This is a genomic window from Streptomyces albiaxialis (assembly GCF_039530985.1).
GTDB classification, from domain to species: Bacteria; Actinomycetota; Actinomycetes; order Streptomycetales; family Streptomycetaceae; genus Streptomyces; species Streptomyces albiaxialis.
Window position 1 is genome coordinate 309,950 of record NZ_BAAAPE010000013.1, and the last position, 21,311, is coordinate 331,260.

Sequence of the window (21,311 nt, forward strand, 5' to 3'; positions counted from 1 at the left end):
CTAGCCCTCCCCGTTCGAGGCGGGCTCCCCGTCCGAGGCCCGCTCGGCGGGCTCGGCGGGCTCGGCGGGCTCGGCGGCGAACAGGCGGCGGTAGGCGGGGTGTTCGGCCCACAGCACCGCGTGCGGCGCGAGCGCGCGGACGTGTCCGGCGTCGAGCCAGGCCGTGAGGTCGGCGCGGGCGGCCGTGGAGGCGCGGTGGGCGATGACGAGGCGGGTGCGGCCGGTGCCGGGGGCCAGGAGGCTCTCGGTGACGCGGAGTTCGGTGGCCGTGTCGAGGCTGGAGGTCGCGTCGTCGAGGATCAGCAGCCGCCCGTCGTGGGCGAACGCGCGGGCGAGGCCGAGGCGTTGGACCTCTCCCCCGGACAGCCGGGCGCGGGCGCAGGGCGTGGCGTAGCCCTCGGGGAGCGTGCGGACGAAGCCGTCGGCGCAGGCCTCGCGGGCCGCCCGCCGGATCCGTCCGGGGCCCGGGTCGCGGGGCCCGAGCCCGATGGTGCCGGCGAGGGTGCCGCCCAGCAGCGCGGGGCGCTCGAAGGCGTAGCCGACGGCGCGGCGCAGTGCCGGGCGGTCGAGTGCGGCGAGGTCCACGCCGTCGAGCAGCACGGTGCCCTCGTCCGGGTCCTCCAGCCGCCCGGCGAGCGCCGCGAGCAGGGACTTGCCCGCGCCGGACCGTCCGACGACGGCGACGGTCGCGCCGCCTGGCACGGTGAGGTCGATACCGTCGAGCACGGCCGTGCCGCCCCGGACGGCCCGTACACCGCGCAGCTCCAGCCGCCCGGGCCCCTCGGGGAGTTGCCCGGTGCCGTAGGGGAACGGCGGTTCGGCGTGCACCTCCTGGAGGCGGCGTGCCGCGCCCGTGGCGCGGACGAGCCCTTCGAGGTGGCCGACGAGCCCGCCGATGCCCGCGGCGAGGACGGCGTAGCGCGCGGCGGCGACGAGCCCGCCCACGCTCAGTTCCTCCCGGGCGACGAGCAGTCCGCCCACCGCGACGACCCCGATCTGCAGCAGCGGCACCAGCACCGCCGCCTGCCCGGTGGAGCGGCCCTGGACGCGCCACATCCGGTGGCCCTGCGCGCTGAGCGCGGGCAGCGGCCCGAGGACCCGGTCGCGCTCGCGCCCGTAGGTCCGGGCCGCCGCGACCGTACGCGCGCCGCCCAGCACCTCCACCAGCCGCCCGGCGATACGGCCCTGCTCCTCCTGGTAGCGGGCGACGCAGTCGGAGGTGGTGCGCAGGAACGCCCGCAGCACCAGGCCGAGCAGCGGCGCGCCCACGAGGAAGACGGCGGCGAGGCGGAGGTCGAGCAGGGCGAGCGCGACGATGCCGCCGACGGGCAGCGCGAGCGCGGCGAGGGTGGAGGCGGCGGCACTCGGCGCGTTCCCGGCGTGGGCGGCGTTGGCGGTGCCGCGCGTGACGAGGTCGCCGTCGCTGAAGCGGCGGGCGCGGGCGGGCGCGAGGGAGAGCAGGTGGTCGACGAGCCGGGCACGCAGCCAGGCGGCGGTACGGGAGTTGAGCGTGCCGGTGAGGACGGTGTCGGCGGCGTCGAGCAGCACGGCGGCGACGGTGAGGACGGCGCTCAGCACCAGCCAGCGGCCCGCCCCCTCCTCCCCCGCGAGCAGCACGTCGAGGGCGCGGCCGAGGACGGCGGGGAGCAGCAGCGTGGCCGCGGCGGCGGAGGTGCTGACGAGGCCGAGGGCGAGGGTGCGCGGGGTGCCGTGCCGGGTCGCGGCCAGCAGGAGTCGCCGGGCCTCCTTCGCCGTGCTCGTCACGTGGCTCGGTCTCCTCACGCGAGGGGTGCGGCCCCGGGGCAGTGATGGCTCTCCCCGGGGCCGCGGGTCATCCGGTCACACCTCTCAGCAGGTGATGACGCTCAGACCGCTGTTGCCGCAGAGGAGGAGGCTCGCGTAGCTGACGTCGCCGCCGCCACCGGTCATTTCCTCTTCGGCTTCCATCGTCTGAAGGTCGAGGAGTGCCATGTCGGTGTCCTTTCGCTCGGATGTGGGGACTGTGTGGTGCTGTTCTTACTCACGACCCCGCGAGGGGGCCGGTCTCTGGGCTGCCGTCCAGGGGGGACGCGGGGTCCACGGGGGACGGCAGGAAGGGGAGGGCCGGGTGCGGCCCCCCGTCGCGCGGGCCGTGCTCGGCCGCCGCGGCGGCGCCCGCCGCCAGCAGGCAGCCCGCCGTGCCGGTGGCCAGGTCCATGGAGAGCCGCATCATCTGCTCGCCGGGGAAGGCGAGCCGCCCCCGGTGGTCGATGCCGTACCAGGACAGGCCGTCGAGCTGCGCGGCGAGGTCGGCGCCGGTGACGCCGGGCGTAGCCGTGCGGGCGAGGTGCAGCAGCAGTCCGGCGCGTCCCCGGAAGAGCCCGGGCTGCGCGCAGTAGCGGACCTCGGCCGCCGGGAGGATCGCCGTACGGGCCTCGGCGAGGTCGTCGTCGAGCGGCGCGTGGCGGGCGTACTCGTCGAGGACGGCGGCGATGCCGACGCTGCCCTCGCCGAGGTACGGCATGAGCCGCCGCCCCTCGTCGACCAGCAGCGTGCCCGCGCGGTCGCGGACGCAGCGCGCGAGGTCGGCACGCAGGGCTCCGGCCGCCGCCTCGCGCAGGGCGGCGTCGCCCGTACGCGCGTGGAGCCGCAGGAAGAAGAGGGCCTCGCCGGACGAGCCGTGCAGCAGTCCGGCGCGCGGCTTCTTGCCGTTCGCGGGGGTACGGGGCGCGGCGAGGAGTTCGAGGGCGCGGGCCGCGCCGTCGCGGAACGCCGTCTCGCCCGTCGTGGTGGCGAGGTGGTCGAGCGCGAGGCCGATGCCCGCCAGGCCGCCGTGCAGGGCGGGGCCGAGCCGCCGCCAGTTCTCGTGCTCGTCGGTGACGATCCCGGCGAGCGCGACGGCCCGCTTGGTGTGGCCGAGGCGGTCGAGGACGCAGGCGGCGCCGAGGAGCCCGTCGTAGAGGCCGAGCGGGGTGCCGCGCGGCGGCGGGTCGGTGCGGCGCAGCAGCCACTCCTCGCCGTCGGGGTACGGGCCCGCGCCGGTCTCGGCGAGGGCGTGCAGCACCCCGGCCGCGCCGTGCGCGAGCCCGATCCCGCCGCCGGGTCCGAACTGGGCGATGTCGCCCGGGAAGAGCCGGTCGTCGCGCTCGGGGGTGGCGGAGGCGAGGATGGCCCCGGCCATCGCGTCGCGGGAGCGCGGCCAGTCGGCGGGCTCGGCGGGGAGATGACGGGTGCGGGCTTTGCGGGTGGGGCGGGCGCGGGGAGCGTCCGGGGCCTCGGCGTCGTCCCCCTCGATCGTGGCGACGGCCCGTGCGAGGAACTCCCCGGGCACGTCGGGGAACTGGTCCGCGGCGATCTCCGCCAGGTGCGCGGCCTTGCCGCGGTCGATGGCGAGGACCGTCGTCATCGGGATGAAGAGCGCGAGCCGCAGACAGGCCAGCGCGTAGTGGTCGACGGCGAAGCCGGTGCGGTCGGGCGGCGCCATGAAGCCCGGGTGGGCGACGATCTGGCGCGGGTTGTCGACGGCGCGGCCGGCGGCCTCGAAGTCGAGGAGGGCGACGGACTGTTCGTCGGGGGCGACCATGATGTTGTACATGTGCAGGTCGTTGAAGACGATGCCGCGCCCGTGGACGGCCGCGACGGCCTCCTCGACGAGGTGGTGCATCCGCAGCGCCCAGCGCGTGTAGTCGGCGACGGCCACGGGGTCGGGGTCGGCGGTGAGCAGCGGATGCCGCTGGGCGAAGAAGGAGTTGAGGGTCTGGCCCGGTAAGTGGTCCATGACCAGGAAGCGGTGCCCGTCGAGAGTGAACCAGTCGCGCACACCCGGCGCGCAGTCCAGCCCCTCCAGCGCTTCGAGCGCGGCCTTCTCCCGCTCCAGGCGGGCGACGGCGTCGGCGCGGTCGGCGGCCAGCCCGGCGTGCGGCCTGCCCTCCTTGAGGACGACGCGCTCCCCCGTACGGGAGTCGGTGCCGCCGTAGACGCCGCCGCCGTTGGAGAAGTGCAGGGCACGCTCGATGCGGTACGGGAGGTCGCCGACGGTCGAGGCGGAGCGGGCCGCCAGGTGCGGGCGGAGGAACGCGGGGAGCGTCACCCAGTCGGGGACGTGGAACGCGGGGTCCTTGCGGTCCGGGACGAGTTCTCCCTCGGCGTTCGCGACGGCGGGGACGAGGGTGCCGTCGGACGTCGGGACGTAGCGCGGGGCGAAGCCTCCGTAGCGGACATAGAGGGGCCCTTCGCGCCAGCGGAGGTCGGTGAGAACGTACGGTCCCGCTTCTCCGGCGAGCTGGTCGCCGAGCTCGGTGAGAATTGTGTGAAGTTGGTCTTCACCGCCCGGATAGAGGGTGGCGAATTTCCCGCTCATCGCGCGGGAGGCGTATTTGGCATTGCGCAGGTAGAGCAGCGTGCGGGCCGGGACGAACTTGAAGGGAATGCCACGCGGAATGCAGTGGTCCCATACGGCCGCGGCTATCCGGTCGGCGTTCTCCAGGCAGGCGGAGACATGGATCTTCCAGCCCTGCTCGGGGAATTCGCCCTGATCAGGGCGGTGTTCGAGCCAGTCACCGGTGCGGGAGCGGCGCCACCCCGAGGGCACGGGGCGCTGCGCGGTGGCCAGGGTGTCGGCGTCCCGATTCCCTCGCGGTTCCGCGGACTCCGCCCGTTCGGACAAATGTTCCGGACTCTCGTAGAAGAACTTGTCGGCAAGGCAGAAAACCTCGTACCGCTTGTCCATCGTCCCCCCTCGGAAGCACGGCAATGAGGCTGCCATGCCGTTCGCACGGGGAACAGTCATGATTGTCACGAGGCGGGTATGAGAAATGCATGCCCCGCTCGTGAAGTCCGGTCCGGACCAGGCGCGTTACCGGGCTCGTTGCCAGGCATTTTCCCGGACCCGTTCCCTGACTCGTTCCCGGCGCGCTCACGCAGGGGTGAAACGCACCGGTGTGCCCGGAGGGGCCTGGGCCGCGGCGGCGAGCGCCCGCTCGGGCACGACGCCGACGACCGGATAGCCGCCGGTCGTCGGATGGTCGGCGAGGAAGACCACCGGGCGCCCCTCGGGCGGCACTTGGAGGGCGCCGAGCGGCATGCCCTCGCTGGGCAGCTCGCCCTCGACCGCGCGCTCCAGGCGCGGCCCCTCCAGGCGCAGGCCGATCCGGTTGCTCGCCGGGGAGACGCGGAAGGTGCCGGTGGTGAGGGTCCGCAGCGCGCCGGGCGTGAACCAGGCGGTGCGGGGCCCGGGGACCACGGGCAGCACGAGTTCGCGGGGCGGCGCGGGCCAGGGGGCGGCATCGGGGCCGGGCCCCGGCCCTCCCCCCGTACGGGCGGCGTCGCCGAGCGGCAGCGTGCAGCCGTCGCGCAACGGGTCCGGGCCGAGCCCGGACAGCAGGTCGGTGGCCCGGCTGCCGAGCACGGGCTCCACGGCGATGCCGCCCGCGACGCCCACGTACGAGCGCACCCCGTACGTGGCGGTCCCGGCCTCCAGCACCGACCCGGCCGGTACACGTACGGGCACGCCCCATGGCGCGGGACGGCCGTCCAGCGAGACGGGGCAGGGCGCGCCGGTGACGGCGGCGGTCACGGCGCCGCCCTCGGCGCGCAGCGCGCAGCCGGTGACGGTGGTCTCCAGGGTGGCCGCGCCCTCGTCGTTGCCGAGCAGCCGGTTCGCGAGCCGGTGCGCGGCCTCGTCCAGCGCGCCGGACCGGGGCACGCCGAGGTGCGCACGCCCGCCCCGCCCGAGGTCCTGGACGGTGGTCAGCGCCCCGGCCCGCACGACGGAGAGCGCGGGGGTGACGGGGGTGGCGGGGGCGGCGGTCCCTCCCGGCCCCGTGGGCGGCTGAGGCGTCATCGGGGCTCCTCCAGGGGGACGAAGCGGACGCGGGTACCCGGGGCGAGGAGCGCCGCGGGGGTGCGGTCGGGGTCCCAGAGCACGGTGTCGGGCGCGGTGCCGATGAGCTGCCAGCCGCCCGGCGACGAGCGCGGGTAGACCCCGGTGTAGCCGCCCGCGAGCCCTACCGCGCCGACCGGGACCTTGGTACGCGGGTTCGCGCGGCGCGGTACGTGATACTTCTCGTCGAGCCCGGTGAGATAGCCGAAGCCGGGCGCGAACCCGCAGAAGGCGACCCGGAACTCGGTGGCGGCGTGCACCCGCGCGACCTCGGCGGGCGCCACGCCCCACAGCGCGGCGACCTCGGCCACGTCGGGCCCGTCGTAGCGGACGTGGATCTCGATCGCGGTGTCCGTGCCGCCGGTGAGCGGCGGTATCCGCCAGTGCGGCAGCTCGCGCGCGAGCCGGGCGGGGGCGTCCGGCTCCCCGGGGCCGCCGAGCCCGTCGAGCAGCACGGTCCTGGCGCCGGGCACGATTTCCCGTACGGGCGGCAGGCTGCCGTCGGCGCGGCGGCGCAGCACCTCGGCGTGGAAGGCCTCCGTGGTCTCGGCCGTGGGGAGTTCGACGAGCAGCCCGTGCCGTCCCACGGGCAGGACGACGAGGTCCCGTCCCTGCGGCCCCCCGGCGCTCATGCGAACGCCCGGACGCCGACCCCGGCGGCGGCCAGCTCCTCCCGTACGCGACGGGCGAGCCGCGCGGCGTCGGGGGTGTCGCCGTGCACGCACAGGGAGCGGGCCCGCACGGCGATCGTGCGGCCGTCGGCGGCGGTCACCTCGCCGTCGCGCGCGAGCCGTATGGACCGCTTGACGACCTGGTCCGGCTCGGTGAGCACCGCATCGCGCTCGGAGCGCGGTACCAGGGTTCCGTCCGGCTGGTATCCCCGGTCGGCGAACGCCTCCTCCACGCACGGGAGTCCGGCCTCCGCCGCCGCGGCGTGCAGCTCGGAGCCGGGCAGCCCGAGCACGGGCAGCGCCCGGCCGGCCGCGGCGCCCGCGAGGCGGACGCCCTCGGCGACGGCGGCGGCCTGCGCCGCGTCGCGGACGGTGCGGTTGTAGAGCGCGCCGTGCGGCTTGACGTACGTCACGGCGGCCCCGGCGGCGCGGGCGAAGACCTCCAGGGCACCGATCTGGTACGCGACTTCGGCGGCCAGCTCGCCGGACGGCACGTCCATGGCGCGGCGGCCGAAGCCGGCCAGGTCCCGGTACGAGACCTGGGCACCGATCCGTACGCCGCGCTCGGCGGCCAGCTCGCACACGCGGCGCATCGTCGCGGGGTCGCCCGCGTGGAAGCCGCAGGCGACGTTGGCGCTGGTGACCGAGGACAGCAGGGCCTCGTCGTCGGTGAGGCGCCACCGCCCGAAACCCTCGCCGAGGTCGGCGTTGAGGTCGATCACGGGAGCGACCGCGGGGGAGCCGGGGGAGGTCGTGGGATCGGTCTTCTGGTCCATCGGCAGCAACGTACGGGATTGTTCAACAATCCGGCAAGACCGCCCTTGATCCCGATTCCCTTTCCCCGGATTCTCGGATTGACTGGGCACACCACTCACACCGGGGGGAGAGCACGATGACCGCGGACACGTCCCTCGCGCTGACCGACGCGCTGTCCGAACTCGCGGCGGACCGCGCGCTGCTCGGCCGGACGAGCACGGCGGAGCGCGTCGCGGCCATCCTGCGCGAACGGATCGCGCGGGGCTCCTTCCGGCCCGGCGTCCGCCTCTCCGAGGAGCGCATCTGCGGCGCGCTCGGCGTCTCGCGGAACACGCTGCGCGAGGCGTTCCGCCTCCTCACCCACGAGCGGCTGCTCGTTCACCGGCTCAACAAGGGGACGTTCGTCCGGGTGCTCACCGCGGCGGACATCATGGACATCTATCGCGTAAGGCGCCTCGTGGAGTGCGCGGCGCTGCGCGAGCTGGGCGAGCCGCCGTACCGGACGGGCGAGGTCAGGGCCGCCGTGGAGGCCGGGGAGAAGGCCGCGGCTGCGGGCATCTGGCACGACTGCGCGACCGCGAACATCCGCTTCCACCAGGCCCTCGCCGGACTGGCCGAGAGCCCCCGCACCGACGACCTGATGCGCGGCGTGCTGGCCGAGCTGCGGCTGGCGTTCCACATCATGGACGACCCCCGCCGCTTCCACGAGCCGTATCTCGCCCGGAACCGGCAGATCGTCCGCACCCTGGAGGCCGGGGACCCGGCGGGCGCCGAGCGGCTCCTCGGCTTCTACCTGGAGGACTCCCGGCGGCAGTTGATCGAGGCGTACCCCGAGCAGCCCACCCGCTGACTCGCCCCTTAATTCCCGTTTCGCCCCGCTCTGCCGCTCCTCATGCAGCGGCACAGCGGGGCGTTTTCTCTGCTGCCTACACCCTTGTCGGATCGTTGAACGATCCTCTAACCTCCCGTGAAACTCGCTTCACGGGAGACCGGCTCCGCCCCGCGGACACGGAGACCCCTGACGCTCCCCTCTCGCACAGGCACAGAAGGCGGAGACGACATGATCGTTCTGCTCGGCGTCCTCGTGGTGGTCCTCGGATTCGCGACGCGCCGCAACCCCCTGCTCGTGGTCGGGGTGGCCGGGATCGCCACCGGACTGCTGGGCAAGCTCTCCCCCGTCGAGATCCTCAGGACCTTCGGGGAGAGCTTCGCGTCCAGCCGTTCGGTGACGATCTTCGCCATCACCCTTCCCGTGATCGGCCTGCTGGAGCGCAACGGCCTCCAGCAGCAGGCCCGCACCCTCATCGGCAAGTTCGGCACCAAGCTGACGACCGGCCGCTTCCTCACGCTCTACCTGCTGCTGCGCCAGCTCACCGCCGCCGTCGGCCTCCAGACGATCGGCGGCCCGGCCCAGAGCGTCCGGCCGATGATCGCGCCGATGGCCGAGGCCGCGACCGAGCGCGCCAACGGCGGGCGCCCCCTCCCGGAGAAGGTCCGCGAGAAGGTCCGTTCGCACTCGGCGGGCACCGACACCGTCGGGCTCTTCTTCGGCGAGGACTGCTTCCTCGCCATCGGCTCCATCCTGCTGATCACCGGCCTGGTGAACAGCACGTACGACACCCACCTGGAGCCCCTGCACCTCGCGCTGTGGGCGATACCCAGCGCGGTCTGCGCCTTCTTCATCCACGGCGGCAGGCTGCTGCGGCTCGACCGGCAGCTCGAACGCGAGCTGGTCACCGGCAACGCGGAGATGGCCGTCGCGGCCGACGGCAAGGACGGCAAGGGCGGCAAGGGCGGCAAGGGCGCCAAGGACGCGCAGAACGAGGCGGGTGCCAAGTGATCAAGTCCGAGTGGTTCTTCTGGCTGGTCGGCGCCGTCTTCCTCCTCATGGCGCTCCAGATGGTGAACGACCGCAGCAACCCCAAGCGGCTCGGCACCGCCTCCTTCTGGGGTCTCCTCGGGGCCTGCTTCTTCTACTCGACGTGGGTCGTGGACAAGTCCCTGCCCGCCGAGCCCCTCGGCGTCGCCGTCCTCGTCCTCATCTGCATAGGCGGCTTCAACCGCACCGGCAAGGGCGTCCCCGGCACCACCACCGAGAAGCAGCGCTCCGCGCTCGCGACCCGCTTCGGCAACAAGCTCTTCGTCCCCGCGCTGACGATCCCGGTCGTCGCCATGCTCTGCGCCGTCCTCGTCTCCAAGTGGAAGATCGGCGGGACGCCCGTACTGGAGAAGGACAGCGAGACCATCCTCGGGCTCGGCCTCGGCGCGATCGTCGCGCTCGGCGTCGGCATGTGGATCCTGCGCGAGCGCAAGGTGAGCGTGCCGCTGCACGCCGGGCGCGGGCTGCTGGAGTCGATGGGCTGGGCCCTGCTGCTGCCGCAGCTCCTCTCCGTGCTCGGCGCGATCTTCCAGGCGGCCGGCGTCGGCACCCAGGTCGGGAAGATCACCGAGCAGATCCTGCCGGACGGGCAGCGGCTCGCGGCCGTCGCGCTGTTCTGCGCGGGCATGTTCGTCTTCACCCTGATCATGGGCAACGCCTTCGCGGCCTTCCCCGTGATGACCGCCGCCGTCGGCTGGCCCGTCCTCGTCGAGCAGATGGACGGCAACGCCGCGGCGATCCTCGCGATCGGCATGCTCGCCGGGTTCTGCGGCACGCTGTGCACCCCGATGGCGGCCAACTTCAACATCGTGCCCGCCGCGCTGCTGGAGCTGAAGGACCAGTACGGCCCGATCAAGGCCCAGGCCCCGACCGCCGTCGCGATGCTCGGCTGCAACATCGCGCTGATCTACTTCTTCGCCTTCTAGGGAGGGGCCGCCCATGCCTGACGCCACGAAAGTCCTGCTGACCGGCTTCGAGCCGTTCGAGGGCTATGGGGACAACCCCTCCTGGACCGCCGCCGAGCGGCTCGCCGCCGAGCCGCCGAAGGGGCTGGAGGTGAGCGCCGTCCGGTTGAGCTGCGTCTACCGCAGGTCGCTGGAGGAGCTGCGTACGGCCGTGGCGGAGCACCGCCCCTCGCTCGTCCTGGCCCTGGGCCAGGCGGGCGGGCGCCCCGACCTCACCGTCGAACGCGTCGCGATCAACGTCGACGACGCCCGCATCCCCGACAACGCGGGCCAGGAGCCCATCGACGAGCCCATCGTCCCGGACGGGCCCGCCGCGTATTTCTCCACGCTCCCCGTCAAGGCGTGCGTGGCCGCGTCCCGCGCCGCCGGAATCCCGGCCTCCGTCTCCCAGTCGGCGGGCACCTTCGTCTGCAACCACGTCTTCTACGGCCTCGCGCACCTCCTCGCCACCGAGCACCCGGATGTACGCGGCGGCTTCGTCCACGTCCCCTTCGCCCCGCACCAGGTGGTGGAGCGGGACAGGGCGGGCGCGGCCTCGATGTCCGTACGGGACATGGCCACGGGCCTCGCCGCGATGCTGGAGGCGGCGGCCACGACGACGACCGACATCCGCGAAACGGGAGGGGCGACACATTGAGTTCCGTACTGGCTGACAGGGCGGGGACCTTCGCGGAACTGGCCCGCGCGAACGTCGTACGCGAGTATCCGAACGCTCCGCAACATCTGCTGGCGGGCCCGGACGAACTGGTCGCCCCGCGCACGTACCACCCCGCGTTCTACGGCGCGTACGACTGGCACTCGTCGGTCCACATGCACTGGCTCCTGGTCCGCCTGCTGCGGCGCTACGGCTCCGCGTTCGACACGGGCGCGGTGGTGGAGACCCTCGACACGCACCTCACCCCGGAGGCGCTGGCGACGGAGGCCGACTACCTCCGCCGCCACCCCTCCTTCGAACGCCCCTACGGCTGGGCCTGGCTGCTGGCGCTCACGAGCGAAACCGCCGCCGCTCCGGCTTCGGGCCGGTGGTCCGAGGCCCTGCGCCCCGCCGCCGAGGTCGTGTCCGAACTGACGCTCGCCTGGCTGCGCAAGGCCACCTACCCCGTACGCCACGGCACGCACGCCAACAGCGCCTTCGCGCTGGGGCTGATGCTCGACAGCGCGGAGGGCGCAGGCGTACCGGAGCTGCGCGAGCCCGTCGCCGCGAAGATCCGCCAGTGGTACGTCCCCGACCACGGCGCGGCGACCCGCTGGGAGCCCTCGGGCCAGGACTTCCTCTCCCCGCTCCTCTCCGAGGCGGACGCGGTGCGCCGCGTGCTGCCGCCGGGCGAGTTCGCGTCGTGGCTGACGGCGTTCCTGCCCGAACTGGACGCACCGGAGGGGGACTTCCTGCCCCCGCCGCGCATCTCCGACCCCGCAGACCCCCAGATCGGCCACCTCTTCGGCCTCTGCCTCAGCCGGGCCGCCGCGCTCCGCGACCTCGCCGGGGCCCTCCCGGAGACGGACCCCCGCGTCCGCCCCCTCACCGCGTCCGCCGAGGCCAACCTCCACGCGGCCCTTCCGGCCACCACCTCGGGCGACTTCACCACCGACCACTGGCTGGCGACCTTCGCCGCGCTCGCGCTGGACGGTGGAGTGGGGGGCGCTGACGACTGACGTCAACTCCCGGTCCGAACAGACGGTTTGGGGCTACGCATCGGGCCTCACCGACTTGGGACACTGCCGGGGCCGGGGCTGACGCTCCCGTTCGGACAGCCGGGCGTTACGCAGCGCGAGGGCGACGGCGTCCGACGGATCGTCCGCCAGGCTGCCGGCCGCGGCGCCGAGGGCATACGCCTGGGCCTGTAGTGCGCGCTCGGCGACCGGCTCCGTGTCCCGCTGGGCCATACGGAGCCTCAGCCGTTCCCCGATCGGCAGCGTCTCGTCAGGGGGCTGGCAGCGCCGCCAGCGCATCACCAGCACCCGGCGGGACAACTCCAGCGCCAGGTCGGCGAGTTCGTCCCTGCGGCGAGCGCGCTCCCGTTCGTCCAGCGCGGCGGCGTCCGCCTCCAGGAGGCGCAGCGCCGCCGTCCCGGTCACACCGGCGTCGCGGCAGGCACCGGCCGCGGCCTCGGCGGCGGTCGCGTACCGCTCCGTCGCGCCGAGGCCGGGCAAGGAGGCGGCCACCTCCGGTGCCGCCGCGTCCAGCCAGGTGCGGGGGAAGGCGGGCTCGAACGCGTCACGCGCGACGAGCGCCGCCGCCCGGTGCCTCTCCCCGATCCACTGCGCGGTGATACGCACGCCGCTCACCCGCTCGATGAACACCAGCAGCGCGGCCTCCTCGCCTCCGGGGACGTCGAAGTCCAGCCCTGTCACGAACGGGGCCACAGCATCCGGATCGGGCCCTTCCGGCGCGGTGCCGCGATCGGACGCGAAGCCCGCCAGCACGCGACCGTCCACGGCGAGAGCCAGGCTGCTCTCCTGGTCGATGTCGCCCCATTCCACGGAGGCGGCGACAGTGCCCGCCGACAACCGGTCCAGCCCTTCGGCGGCGGTGCCGTGTGCCCCGTCGGGCTCCAGCAGCAGCGTCCAGCCGTCCTGCTCGTCGGCGACAACGACGGGCAGCGTGTCCGGGTAGGCGTTGATCCCGCACTCGCGGACATGTGCCACCGTGGCCGTGCCGACGTCGGTCCCGCCGCACCGGGCCAGCGCCTCCCCCACCGGCACACCGCGCACCACGCTCAGGCGGCCGAACCACACGCCGCACTCCCGCACCAGAGCCGTGTGGTGCTCGCGCGCGTCAGCCCGGACGGTCGGTTCAGGAACCAGCATCCGCGCATCGTAGCGACGCGCACGGACGCTCATCCGGCGTGCCCCGCCCGGGAGTTGACCTCCGGTTAACCCCACCCCGGTCATGACGCTGCCCGGATGGCCTCACGAGGGGCCGTGCCGGGACGCTCGTGCGCATGACCATCACCACACCTGCATCACGGGCCCGCGTCGTCGTCACCGGCTGTGCGCTGGCGGCGGCGCTGGCGGGGCTCGTCGGCGCGGCACCCGCGCCCACCGCATCGGCCCAGCAGAACGACAGGCACGAGCGGCACGACCAGCTCCAGCGCACCGTCGAACAAGCGCGCAAGGACGCGGGCTTCGTGGGGCTCTCCGTCGAGGTGCGGGACGGTGAACGCCGGGACTGGGCCGGAGCCGGGCAGGCCAAGCTCGGCACGGGGAAGCCCGTACCGAGGAACGGGTGGCTACGGGCGGCCAGCGCGACGAAGAGCTTCACGGCGGTCGTCGTGCTCCAGCTCGTCGCCGAGGGTGAGCTGTCGCTCGACGACACGGTGGAGAAGTGGCTCCCCGGGGTCGTCTCGGGCAACGGCAACGACGGCAGCCGGATCACCGTGCGCCATCTGCTCCAGCACACCAGCGGCATCCACAACTACGACATCCTCGACGACATCGAGGACGGCGACACGAAGAAGGCGTTCGAGCAGACCCGCTTCAACCGCACCACCCCCGAGCAGGGCGTCGCCGGTGCCATGCGCCACAAGCCCGACTTCCCGCCCGCCGACCCGGACGACCCCGAGCCCGACTGGAACTACTCCAACCCCAACTTCCTGCTCGCCGGAATGCTCATCAAGAAGATCACGGGGAACGAGTGGGACGACGAGGTACGGACCCGGGTCACCCGGCCGCTGAACCTGCGCCACACCTACGCCCCGGCCCCCGGCGACGCGTCCCTCCCGGAGCCGCACGCCCGTACGTACCAGACCTTCCGCGACGCCAAGGGCTGGACGGACACCACGGTGCGCACCGTCGGCCACGGCGGCGCGGCGGGCTCGCTCATCAGCACCGAACGCGATCTGGAACGCTTCTACACCGCGCTGATCCGCGGCCAGCTCCTCCCGCCGCGCCAGATGGCGGAGATGCGCCGCACGGTGCCGGTGAACGAGAGCTTCCAGAAGATCTTCCCCGGCATGGAGTACGGGCTCGGCCTGATGCGCAACAACCTGAGCTGCGGGGAGCGTTACGTCGGCCACGGCGGCGACGTCGAGGGGCTCTACGTCTGGAACGGCGTCACCGAGGACAGCCGCCGCTCCCTCGTCATCAACGCCACCGGCAAGACGTACGAGGAGAAGAAGGACCTCAAGGCCCGCCACGTCCTGCGCGACCTCACGGACGAGGTGCTGTGCGGGAAGCCCTCCGGGCGCCGGTGACCGTAGCCCCGTGCCGGTCCGGCCGAGGACCGGGGGCTCCTCACTCCTCCGGAGGGAAGACCGGCTCGCCCGTCTCCACGAGGGTGATGGTGATCGCCTCGACCGGGCAGCCCTCGGCGGCGTCCATGACCGGTTCGGACGGGTCGCGTTCGGGGGCGGCGGGGTGCGACTGGCGTGCCGCGTCCAGGGTGAAGTCACCCGGCGCGGTGCCCACGCACATGCCGGAGCCGATGCAGACGCTCCGGTCCACCTCCACGTGCCAGCGGTCGCCCATCTCCCTCTCCTCACCCTTCGGCCGGCAGGTGGATCATCTTGTGCTCCATGTACTCGCCGTACCCCTCGGGGCCGAACTCGCGGCCGATGCCGGAGTTCTTGTACCCGCCGAAGGGGCCGAGCATGTCGAGGCTGAAGGTGTTGACCGAGTATGTGCCGGTGCGGACGCGGCGGGCCACCTCCACACCCCGCTCGACGTCGGACGTCCAGACGCTGCCCGACAGGCCGTAGTCGGAGTCGTTCGCGAGGCGGACGGCCTCCTCGTCGCCGCCCGCCCCGTCCTCGTACGGGATGAGGCAGATGACGGGGCCGAAGATCTCCTCGCGGGCGATCCGCATCCCGTTGTCGACCTCGCCGAAGAGGGTCGGCTCGACGTACCAGCCCGTGGGCTGGGACTCCGGACGGCCGCCGCCCGCGAGGATCTTGGCGCCCTCCTGCTGGCCGAGCGCGATGTAGTCGAGGGAGCGCTGCCGCTGGCGCTCGGCGACCAGCGGGCCGACCTGGGTGGCGGGGTCGAGCGGGTGGCCGACGGCGAGCGCGTCCGCGGCGGCGCTGAAGCGCTCGGCGATCTCGTCGTAGCGCGAGCGGGGCGCGAGGATTCGGGTCTGGGCCACGCACGCCTGCCCGTTGATCATCCAGGCGAACGGGGTGATGCCCGCGACCGCCGCGTCCAGGTCGGCGTCCGGGAGCAGGACCGCCGCCGACTTGCCGCCCAGCTCCAGCGTGACGCGGGTGAGATTGCGGGCCGCGACCTCCATGACCCGCTTCCCGGCCGCGACCGAGCCGGTGAAGGAGACCTTGTCGACGCCCGGGTGTCCGACGAGGTACTCGCTGACCTCGCGGTCCGCCGGAAGGATGGACAGCACGCCCTCCGGCAGCCCGGCCTCGCTCGCGATCTCGGCGAGGAGATACGCGTCCAGCGGCGTCTCGGGCGACACCTTCAGCACCGCCGAGCAGCCGCTGAGCAGCGCGGGCGCGAGCTTCGCCGCCGCCGTGAACTGGGGGACGTTCCACGGCACGACGCCCGCGACCACGCCCACCGGCTCCCGCCGCACGAGGAGCGGCCCGAGCACCCCGGCCCGCCGCTCCTCGTACGGGAAGTCCTGGGCGACCTTGATCGCGGTGTCCCACGCCATCATCGCGGCGAGCGACTGGACCATGACGCCGGTCGAGTACGGAGTGCCGTTCTCGGCGCTGATGACGCGGGCGATCTCCTCGCTGCGCACGGCGAAGGCGTCCTTGATCCGGGTGACGACCTCGATCCGCTCCTCCAGGCTCCGCCCCGCCCACACGCCGGAGTCGAAGGCGTGGCGCGCGGCGGCGACGGCCCGGTCGACGTCCGCCCGGGAGGCGTGCGGGACGCGCCCGATGGGCTCCTCGCTGTGCGGCGAGACGACCTCGATCGTGTCACCGCCCGCGGGGTCGGTGAGGACACCGCCGATGTAGAGCTGCGCGTGCTCGACGTACGCGAAGTCGAGGTCCGTTCCCGTTCCCGTTCCGGCCGTCTGGTCCGCCATCGCCCTGCCCCTGTCTCGGCTGCTGTCCGGGCCGCTGACCCGGCTGTGACGCTTCTGACACTGCATCAGAACTAGTACCAGTTCTAGTTCTAGGGGACAATGCCCGCACCGACGAGACTCGTCGCCGTACGGACGACGTACCGGGGACCGGAGTGGGGGAGCCGCCGTTCATGTCTGAGGCACCGACTGAGGCACCGCAGGTCACCGAGCACGGCGGCGGGGTGTGGAGCATCCCGGTGCCCATCCCCGACAACCCCCTCGGGCACACGCTGGTCCATCTCCTCGACACCGGCCGCGGCCCCGTCCTCATCGACACGGGCTGGGACGACCCGGACTCCTGGGACGCCCTCGCCGCGGGCCTCGCCGCCTGCGGCACGGAGGTCTCCGCGCTGCACGGCGTGGTGGTCACCCACCACCATCCGGACCACCACGGGCTCTCCGCGCGCGTACGGGAGGAGTCCGGGGCGTGGATCGCGATGCACGCGGCCGACGCCGCCGTGGTCCGCCGCACCCGCGAGGCCGAACCCACCGCCTGGCTGCGGTACTACACGGAGAAGCTCGCCTCCTCCGGCGCGCCGGAGGCGCACACCGCTCCCCTGCGCGCCGCGCTCGACCGGGGCTGGAGCGGCGGCGACACCGTGCCGGGGCGGCGCGCGGCCCTGCCCGACCGGGAGATCGAGCCCGGCGAGCTGCTCGACCTGCCGGGGCGGCGGCTCCGCGCGATCTGGACGCCGGGGCACACGCCGGGCCACGTCTGCCTGCACCTGGAGGAGCGGCACCCGGGCGCGGTGGCGAGGCCGGAGCACGGGCGGCTCTTCTCCGGGGACCATCTGCTGCCGACGATCACCCCGCACATCGGGCTCTACGAGGACCCGGAGAGCGACACCGCCGCCGACCCCCTCGGCGACTACCTCGCGTCGCTGGAGCGCGTCGGACGGCTCCGCCCGGCGGAGGTGCTGCCCGCGCACCAGTACGCGTTCACCGACGCGGAGGCCCGGGTCGCCGCGCTCACCGCCCACCATGAGGAGCGGCTCTCCGATCTGCGGGCGCTGCTGTCCGCCCGGGCCCTCACGCCCTGGGAGCTGGCCGAGTCCATGCGCTGGAACCGCCCCTGGGCCGAGATCCCCTTCGGCTCCCGCAACATCGCCGTCGCGGAGGCCGAGGCCCATCTCCGCCGCCTGGTCAAGCTCGGCCACGCGGAGACGGTCCCCGGCTCGGACCCCGTCCGCTACCAGGCCGTCGAGGAGTGAGACCGAGGGCGGGCGGGCCTACGGGCCTCCCGTGCCCCTCCCGTGCTCCGTGTCGTCCGTACGCGCGCCGCCGCTGACGTCCTGCGGCAGGAGGCGGGTCAACCGGTCGCTTATCGCGGCGAGTTCGGGGCCGCCGCCCGCCTTGACCGCGCGCCGCCCCCGCGCGATCAGGGCGTCCGCCTCGCCGCGGGAGGCCATCGCGTCGCGCGCGTCGCAGAGCAGCAGGAAGCGCGTCGTCTCCCAGTCGCCGCCCTTGCCCAGCAGCCGTACGCGCAACTCCCGTGCCCTGTCGAGCAGTTCGGCGAGGGTGTCCGCGTCCCCCTCCCCCGCTCCGCCCCCGGCCCTGTTCCAGCCGCGCAGCACGGTGTCCGCGTGGGCGCACAGGTGGTCCAGCTCCTGGCGGTCGTCCGTGTCGCCCTGCGAGGCGGCCTGGTCCTCGCACTCCGCCAGCAGCTCCCGCAGCTCGCGCGCCCGGCGGGGGACGCGGAGGGCGCCCTCGACCGCGTCCAGTTCGGCCTGGAGGCGGCGGAGCCCTGCCGCCGCCCCGGCGGCGGCGCCCGGTTCGCCGCCCGCCGCCGCGCGGACGCGGTCGCGCGCGTCCTCCCTCAGCCGCTCCGTGGCGAGCCGGGCGAGGCGCCGCGCCGCGGACAGGATCCCGGCGTCCTCCGCCTCGGCCCGCAGCCGCGCCAGCCGCGCCCCCGCCTCGCGCAGCACGCACTCCAGCGCCGCCTGCCCCGGCGGCCGTACGGGCGCGGGCCCGCCCTCCGCCGTGAACCGGGAACGGGCGAGCGGGACATCGGCCCGCACGGTGAGCGTATGGTCGACGCCGACCTCGAACGTCACATCCACGTCGCTGCGTTCGGGCAGCCCGGCGCGCCCCTCGCGGGCCCGTATCGCGACGGTGCCGACGGTGGTGTTGCGCTCGACGCGGCCCCGTTCGCCCTCGACGACGGGGATGAGAAGGACGTCGGCGCCCGAGGTGCCCCCGGCCCCGCCGCCGCCCCGCCGCAGCGGTACGGGTGTGCGGTAGGTGCGGGTGCCCGTCGCGGGCAGGACGCTGCCCTTGCGCAGCAGCGGCGCGAAGCTGCCGTCGGGCAGGCCGATGCCGAGGGTGTGCGGCAGCACGGGCGCGTCGACGCGTACCCGTGCCGCCGCACCGGCGGGCCTCGGCGCGCGCTCCCCCGCGCGCGAAGTCCCGCCGTGCTTCTCCCCCTCCGTCCACGCCTCCGCCGCGAGGAGTGCCGCGCCGTGCGCGACCGCCGTCAGCGGATCCGGGCCCGGTACGGCGAGCACGCCGAGCCCCTCGGCGGGGTCGGCCAGCAGTTCGCGCAGGCCGGGCGCGAGGGTCACGCCGCCGGCGCACAGCAGGCCGTCGAGGTCGTCGGGGACGAGCCCGCCCTCGGCGAGCGCCTCCCTGGCCGCGCGGACGGCACGCGCGTAGAACGGCGCGGCGACATCGTCCAGCGCGCCGCGCGTGAGGGTGTACTCGAACGGGACGACGCCGCCCGCGCCGTCGCCCAGCTCGGCCACGAGCCGGACCGAGTCCTGGCGCGAGAGCCGCACCCTGGCCGCCTCGGCGGCGGCCCCGAGCCGGGCGAAGTCGCCGCGCCAGACCGGGTTGTCGCGGGTGAACCCGGCGAGCCCGGCACCGTCTGCGACGGCGGGCGCCAGCAGCGTGTCCACCACGGCACGGTCGAGGTCCCTGCCGCCCAGGTGCGGATCGCCCGCGTGGTGCCGCACCCGGAGCACGCCGTCGCGCCGGGTGACGACGGCCGCGTCGAACGTGCCGCCGCCCAGGTCGAGCACGAGCCAGTGGCCCGTACCGCCGGGGGCGTGGGCGTGCGGCTCGTGGGCGAGCGCCGCGGCGACCGGGTCCCGCACCAGCGCGCAGCGCGGCCCCAGCCCCGCCAGCTCCGCCGCCGCGCGGGCCGCCGCGCACTGGTTGAGGGTGAAGGACGCGGGCACCGTGAGCACCGCCGACTCCGGCGGGCCGCCCAGCCGGTGCGCGGCGTCGTCGCGCAGCGACCTGAGCACCTCGGCGCACAGCTCCACGGGCGTCAGCGCGACGCCCGCGCGCGCGAAGTGCCGCTCGGCGCCCACCGTTCCGAGGTCGGGCTTGAACCCGGCGTGCGCGTCGCCCGGGGCGCTGCCCGTACGCGCGCGGGCCCGCCGTCCGACGTGCACGACGCCCTCGCGGGGGATCCAGACGGCGGTCGGCGTGGTGGCGCGGCCCTCGTGGCTGAGGACGGTGCGCGGTACGCCGTCGGCGCCGACGACCGCGACGGCGCTGGACGTCGTGCCGAGGTCGATGCCGAGCCGTATGCCGCTGCTCCCCGCACCGCTCTCCGCGTCGCCGCCCCCGCCGCCCTCGCCACCGTCCGTACCGGAATCCCGGCTCGCGCCGTCGGATGCCCGCATGACCGTCCCGCCCCCCCCGTTACCGTCCGAACTCCCGGAGGCGGGGTGGGGAGGGGGATCCACCCCGCCGGCTCCCGGATCGCCCCGCGCCGCGCGAGCACGCGAAGGCGGCAGGTCCGCGCCGTGCCGCGCGTACCGCCGCGTCCCCCTGCCGCCGCCGTCGCGGCGGACCGGCCGCCGCTCCCCGCGTCCGTACCGTTCAGCATGCGATTGGCCGTTCGGGCGAACAAGCGGCGGTAGGCACGGCTAAATTCCCCTTGTCACAGGGGAACTTGCCGTGTGCCCCCACCACCGGCGCCGCGGCGGTACGGAGGAGTGTCATGCTGCGGGTCGTCTTCACCGCCGAGGATCTCGCGCGGCTGCGCGTCGCGAGGGAGCCGGACGCCCTGTGGGAGATCACCAACAGCGTGCAGACGCTCCAACGCCGCGACGGGCGCGCCGTCTTCGGCACCTGGCGGCACGCCGTACGGCCCCGGCTCGGGCCCGAGAGCAGGCTCCTCGCCTCCCTCCTCCCGCCCTGCGGCTACTCCCCCGACTTCCTCACCCCCGGCACCCGGGAACCCGCCGCGCTCGACGCCGCCGTGGACACCATGCTGAGCACCCCGCGCCGTACGCTCGCCGCCGACCTGGAGCGGTTCGCCGCCGAGCACGGGCGCGTGCCGCGCTGGGCCGGCGCCCTCGCCGACGCGGGAGGGCGGAGCGGCGCCGAACCGCTGCGGCGCCTGGGCGGCGCGGTGCGCGCGTACTACGACACGGCCGTCGCGCCCTACTGGTCCCGCGTCCACGCGCACGTCGACGCCGACCGCAACCTGCGGCTGCACGCGCTGCTCGACGGCGGCGCGGAGGGGCTGCTCGCCTCCCTCGGACCGCACTTCCGCTGGCGGCCACCGGTGCTGGAGGTCGCCTACCCGGTCGACCAGGAGCTGCGCCTGGAAGGGCGCGGCCTCCTCCTCCAGCCCTCCTACTTCTGCTGGCCCGCGCCGGTCTCCCTCGCCGACCCCGAACGCCCGCCCGTGCTGGTCTATCCGGTCTCCCACGAGCGCGGGGACGGCGGGCCGCCTACGGGCGACGGCCTCGGCGAGCTGCTCGGCCGCACGCGGGCGGCGCTTCTGCGGGCCACGGGGTGCGGCTCCTCCACGACGGAGCTGGCCCGTCTGCTCGATGTGACGGGGCCTGCGGTGAGTCAGCACACGGCTGTGCTGCGGGAGAACGGACTGCTGGTTACTGTCCGTAAAGGAGGCCGCTCCTTTCACAGCGTCACGGCTCAGGGCCGAGCCCTGATCCACGCCGCCGAACACGGCAGCCTGCAGTAGCCCCTCCTTTCCCGAGGCTCCCTTGCCGCGTGCGCGGACCTCGGGGCTGGCTACGGGCTGCCCCGCTGCGCGCATCGCAGGCTGCGACTGCGCCGTGGCTGGTCGCGCAGTTCCCCGCGCCCCTGGAGGGGCAAGCCCCGGTGTGTTGTGACCGGGCGCGCCCACGCGGCGGAGCCGCAAATTGGATACAGGCCCGCGCCCCCTTAGTGGGCAAGC

General features: G+C 74.6%; 18 protein-coding genes. 8 read left to right on the top strand and 10 right to left on the bottom strand.

Annotation, left to right across the window (positions count from 1 at the left end):
- The 6 genes from ABD343_RS24985 to ABD343_RS25010 form a co-directional block, all read right to left on the bottom strand.
- The gene (locus ABD343_RS24985; protein WP_344531566.1) at positions 1–1,764 is read right to left on the bottom strand and encodes an ABC transporter ATP-binding protein; all 1,764 of its coding nucleotides are present in this window, start codon (positions 1,762–1,764) and stop codon (positions 1–3) included.
- Positions 1,765–1,848: 84 nt separating this feature from the next.
- The gene (locus ABD343_RS24990; RefSeq protein ID WP_344531567.1) at positions 1,849–1,971 is read right to left on the bottom strand and encodes a SapB/AmfS family lanthipeptide; all 123 of its coding nucleotides are present in this window, start codon (positions 1,969–1,971) and stop codon (positions 1,849–1,851) included.
- A gap of 49 nt (positions 1,972–2,020) precedes the next feature.
- The gene (gene lanKC / locus ABD343_RS24995) at positions 2,021–4,708 is read right to left on the bottom strand and encodes a class III lanthionine synthetase LanKC (RefSeq protein WP_344531568.1); all 2,688 of its coding nucleotides are present in this window, start codon (positions 4,706–4,708) and stop codon (positions 2,021–2,023) included.
- A 186-nt stretch (positions 4,709–4,894) separates the two neighbouring features.
- Positions 4,895–5,821, bottom strand: coding sequence for a 5-oxoprolinase subunit C family protein (locus ABD343_RS25000; RefSeq protein ID WP_344531569.1), 927 nt, complete (start codon positions 5,819–5,821; stop codon positions 4,895–4,897).
- Positions 5,818–6,492, bottom strand: coding sequence for a 5-oxoprolinase subunit B family protein (locus ABD343_RS25005; RefSeq protein WP_344531570.1), 675 nt, complete (start codon positions 6,490–6,492; stop codon positions 5,818–5,820). Before ABD343_RS25005 ends, ABD343_RS25000 begins: the two co-directional genes overlap by 4 nt.
- The gene (locus ABD343_RS25010; protein WP_344531571.1) at positions 6,489–7,307 is read right to left on the bottom strand and encodes a LamB/YcsF family protein; all 819 of its coding nucleotides are present in this window, start codon (positions 7,305–7,307) and stop codon (positions 6,489–6,491) included. Before ABD343_RS25010 ends, ABD343_RS25005 begins: the two co-directional genes overlap by 4 nt.
- 116 nt (positions 7,308–7,423) lie before the next feature.
- Here ABD343_RS25010 and ABD343_RS25015 point away from each other — a divergent pair, with 116 nt between their 5' ends.
- The 5 genes from ABD343_RS25015 to ABD343_RS25035 all read left to right on the top strand — a co-directional run bounded on the left by ABD343_RS25015 (position 7,424) and on the right by ABD343_RS25035 (position 11,784).
- On the top strand, positions 7,424–8,137 hold the full coding sequence (locus ABD343_RS25015; protein WP_344531572.1) for a GntR family transcriptional regulator: 714 nt from the start codon (positions 7,424–7,426) through the stop codon (positions 8,135–8,137).
- A 210-nt stretch (positions 8,138–8,347) separates the two neighbouring features.
- Positions 8,348–9,127 (top strand): DUF969 domain-containing protein, encoded by a 780-nt coding sequence (locus tag ABD343_RS25020; RefSeq protein WP_344531573.1) that lies wholly within the window; start codon positions 8,348–8,350, stop codon positions 9,125–9,127.
- Entirely contained in the window at positions 9,124–10,092 is a 969-nt protein-coding gene (locus ABD343_RS25025; RefSeq protein ID WP_344531574.1) for a DUF979 domain-containing protein, read from the top strand. Before ABD343_RS25020 ends, ABD343_RS25025 begins: the two co-directional genes overlap by 4 nt.
- Positions 10,093–10,105: 13 nt before the next feature.
- Positions 10,106–10,768 (top strand): pyroglutamyl-peptidase I, encoded by a 663-nt coding sequence (gene pcp, locus ABD343_RS25030; protein WP_344531575.1) that lies wholly within the window; start codon positions 10,106–10,108, stop codon positions 10,766–10,768.
- Positions 10,765–11,784: a DUF2891 domain-containing protein gene (locus ABD343_RS25035; protein WP_344531576.1), complete on the top strand. Its 1,020-nt coding sequence runs from the start codon at positions 10,765–10,767 to the stop codon at positions 11,782–11,784. The genes pcp and ABD343_RS25035 overlap by 4 nt, the downstream gene beginning before the upstream one ends.
- Positions 11,785–11,817: 33 nt before the next feature.
- On the opposite strand, the gene ABD343_RS25040 is transcribed toward ABD343_RS25035, so the two are convergent.
- Positions 11,818–12,939 carry a DUF6461 domain-containing protein gene (locus ABD343_RS25040; RefSeq protein ID WP_344531577.1) on the bottom strand — a complete coding sequence of 374 codons (1,122 nt, stop codon included), beginning with the start codon at positions 12,937–12,939 and terminating at the stop codon, positions 11,818–11,820.
- Between the two features lie 134 nt (positions 12,940–13,073).
- Between ABD343_RS25040 and ABD343_RS25045 the strand changes: the two genes are divergently transcribed.
- Positions 13,074–14,324, top strand: coding sequence for a serine hydrolase domain-containing protein (locus ABD343_RS25045; RefSeq protein ID WP_344531578.1), 1,251 nt, complete (start codon positions 13,074–13,076; stop codon positions 14,322–14,324).
- Between the two features lie 40 nt (positions 14,325–14,364).
- Here ABD343_RS25045 and ABD343_RS25050 read toward each other — a convergent pair whose 3' ends face one another.
- A complete protein-coding gene (locus ABD343_RS25050) occupies positions 14,365–14,598 on the bottom strand; it encodes a ferredoxin (RefSeq protein WP_344531579.1) in 234 nt (77 codons plus the stop codon).
- Positions 14,599–14,608: 10 nt separating this feature from the next.
- Positions 14,609–16,114: an aldehyde dehydrogenase gene (locus ABD343_RS25055; RefSeq protein ID WP_344531580.1), complete on the bottom strand. Its 1,506-nt coding sequence runs from the start codon at positions 16,112–16,114 to the stop codon at positions 14,609–14,611.
- 170 nt (positions 16,115–16,284) lie between these two features.
- On the opposite strand from ABD343_RS25055, the gene ABD343_RS25060 reads away from it, so the two are divergent.
- Positions 16,285–17,364 (top strand): Strvi_7410 family MBL fold metallo-hydrolase, encoded by a 1,080-nt coding sequence (locus tag ABD343_RS25060; RefSeq protein WP_344531581.1) that lies wholly within the window; start codon positions 16,285–16,287, stop codon positions 17,362–17,364.
- A gap of 18 nt (positions 17,365–17,382) precedes the next feature.
- On the opposite strand, the gene ABD343_RS25065 is transcribed toward ABD343_RS25060, so the two are convergent.
- A complete protein-coding gene (locus tag ABD343_RS25065; protein WP_344531582.1) occupies positions 17,383–19,782 on the bottom strand; it encodes an Hsp70 family protein in 2,400 nt (799 codons plus the stop codon).
- Positions 19,783–20,102: 320 nt separating this feature from the next.
- On the opposite strand from ABD343_RS25065, the gene ABD343_RS25070 reads away from it, so the two are divergent.
- Positions 20,103–21,095, top strand: a complete 993-nt coding sequence (locus ABD343_RS25070) for an ArsR/SmtB family transcription factor (protein WP_344531583.1) — start codon at positions 20,103–20,105, stop codon at positions 21,093–21,095.
- Positions 21,096–21,311: the final 216 nt, after the last annotated feature.

What these genes read in the sequence shown, in the direction of transcription:
- ABD343_RS24990 (WP_344531567.1), bottom strand. Translation starts at nt 1,971, where the DNA reads ATGGCACTCCTCGACCTTCAGACGATGGAAGCCGAAGAGGAAATGACC.
- lanKC (WP_344531568.1), bottom strand. Translation starts at nt 4,708, where the DNA reads ATGGACAAGCGGTACGAGGTTTTCTGCCTTGCCGACAAGTTCTTCTAC.
- ABD343_RS25000 (WP_344531569.1), bottom strand. Translation starts at nt 5,821, where the DNA reads ATGACGCCTCAGCCGCCCACGGGGCCGGGAGGGACCGCCGCCCCCGCC.
- ABD343_RS25005 (WP_344531570.1), bottom strand. Translation starts at nt 6,492, where the DNA reads ATGAGCGCCGGGGGGCCGCAGGGACGGGACCTCGTCGTCCTGCCCGTG.
- ABD343_RS25010 (WP_344531571.1), bottom strand. Translation starts at nt 7,307, where the DNA reads ATGGACCAGAAGACCGATCCCACGACCTCCCCCGGCTCCCCCGCGGTC.
- ABD343_RS25015 (WP_344531572.1), top strand. Translation starts at nt 7,424, where the DNA reads ATGACCGCGGACACGTCCCTCGCGCTGACCGACGCGCTGTCCGAACTC.
- ABD343_RS25020 (WP_344531573.1), top strand. Translation starts at nt 8,348, where the DNA reads ATGATCGTTCTGCTCGGCGTCCTCGTGGTGGTCCTCGGATTCGCGACG.
- pcp (WP_344531575.1), top strand. Translation starts at nt 10,106, where the DNA reads ATGCCTGACGCCACGAAAGTCCTGCTGACCGGCTTCGAGCCGTTCGAG.
- ABD343_RS25040 (WP_344531577.1), bottom strand. Translation starts at nt 12,939, where the DNA reads ATGCTGGTTCCTGAACCGACCGTCCGGGCTGACGCGCGCGAGCACCAC.
- ABD343_RS25045 (WP_344531578.1), top strand. Translation starts at nt 13,074, where the DNA reads ATGACCATCACCACACCTGCATCACGGGCCCGCGTCGTCGTCACCGGC.
- ABD343_RS25050 (WP_344531579.1), bottom strand. Translation starts at nt 14,598, where the DNA reads ATGGGCGACCGCTGGCACGTGGAGGTGGACCGGAGCGTCTGCATCGGC.
- ABD343_RS25055 (WP_344531580.1), bottom strand. Translation starts at nt 16,114, where the DNA reads ATGGCGGACCAGACGGCCGGAACGGGAACGGGAACGGACCTCGACTTC.
- ABD343_RS25060 (WP_344531581.1), top strand. Translation starts at nt 16,285, where the DNA reads ATGTCTGAGGCACCGACTGAGGCACCGCAGGTCACCGAGCACGGCGGC.
- ABD343_RS25065 (WP_344531582.1), bottom strand. Translation starts at nt 19,782, where the DNA reads ATGCGGGCATCCGACGGCGCGAGCCGGGATTCCGGTACGGACGGTGGC.
- ABD343_RS25070 (WP_344531583.1), top strand. Translation starts at nt 20,103, where the DNA reads ATGCTGCGGGTCGTCTTCACCGCCGAGGATCTCGCGCGGCTGCGCGTC.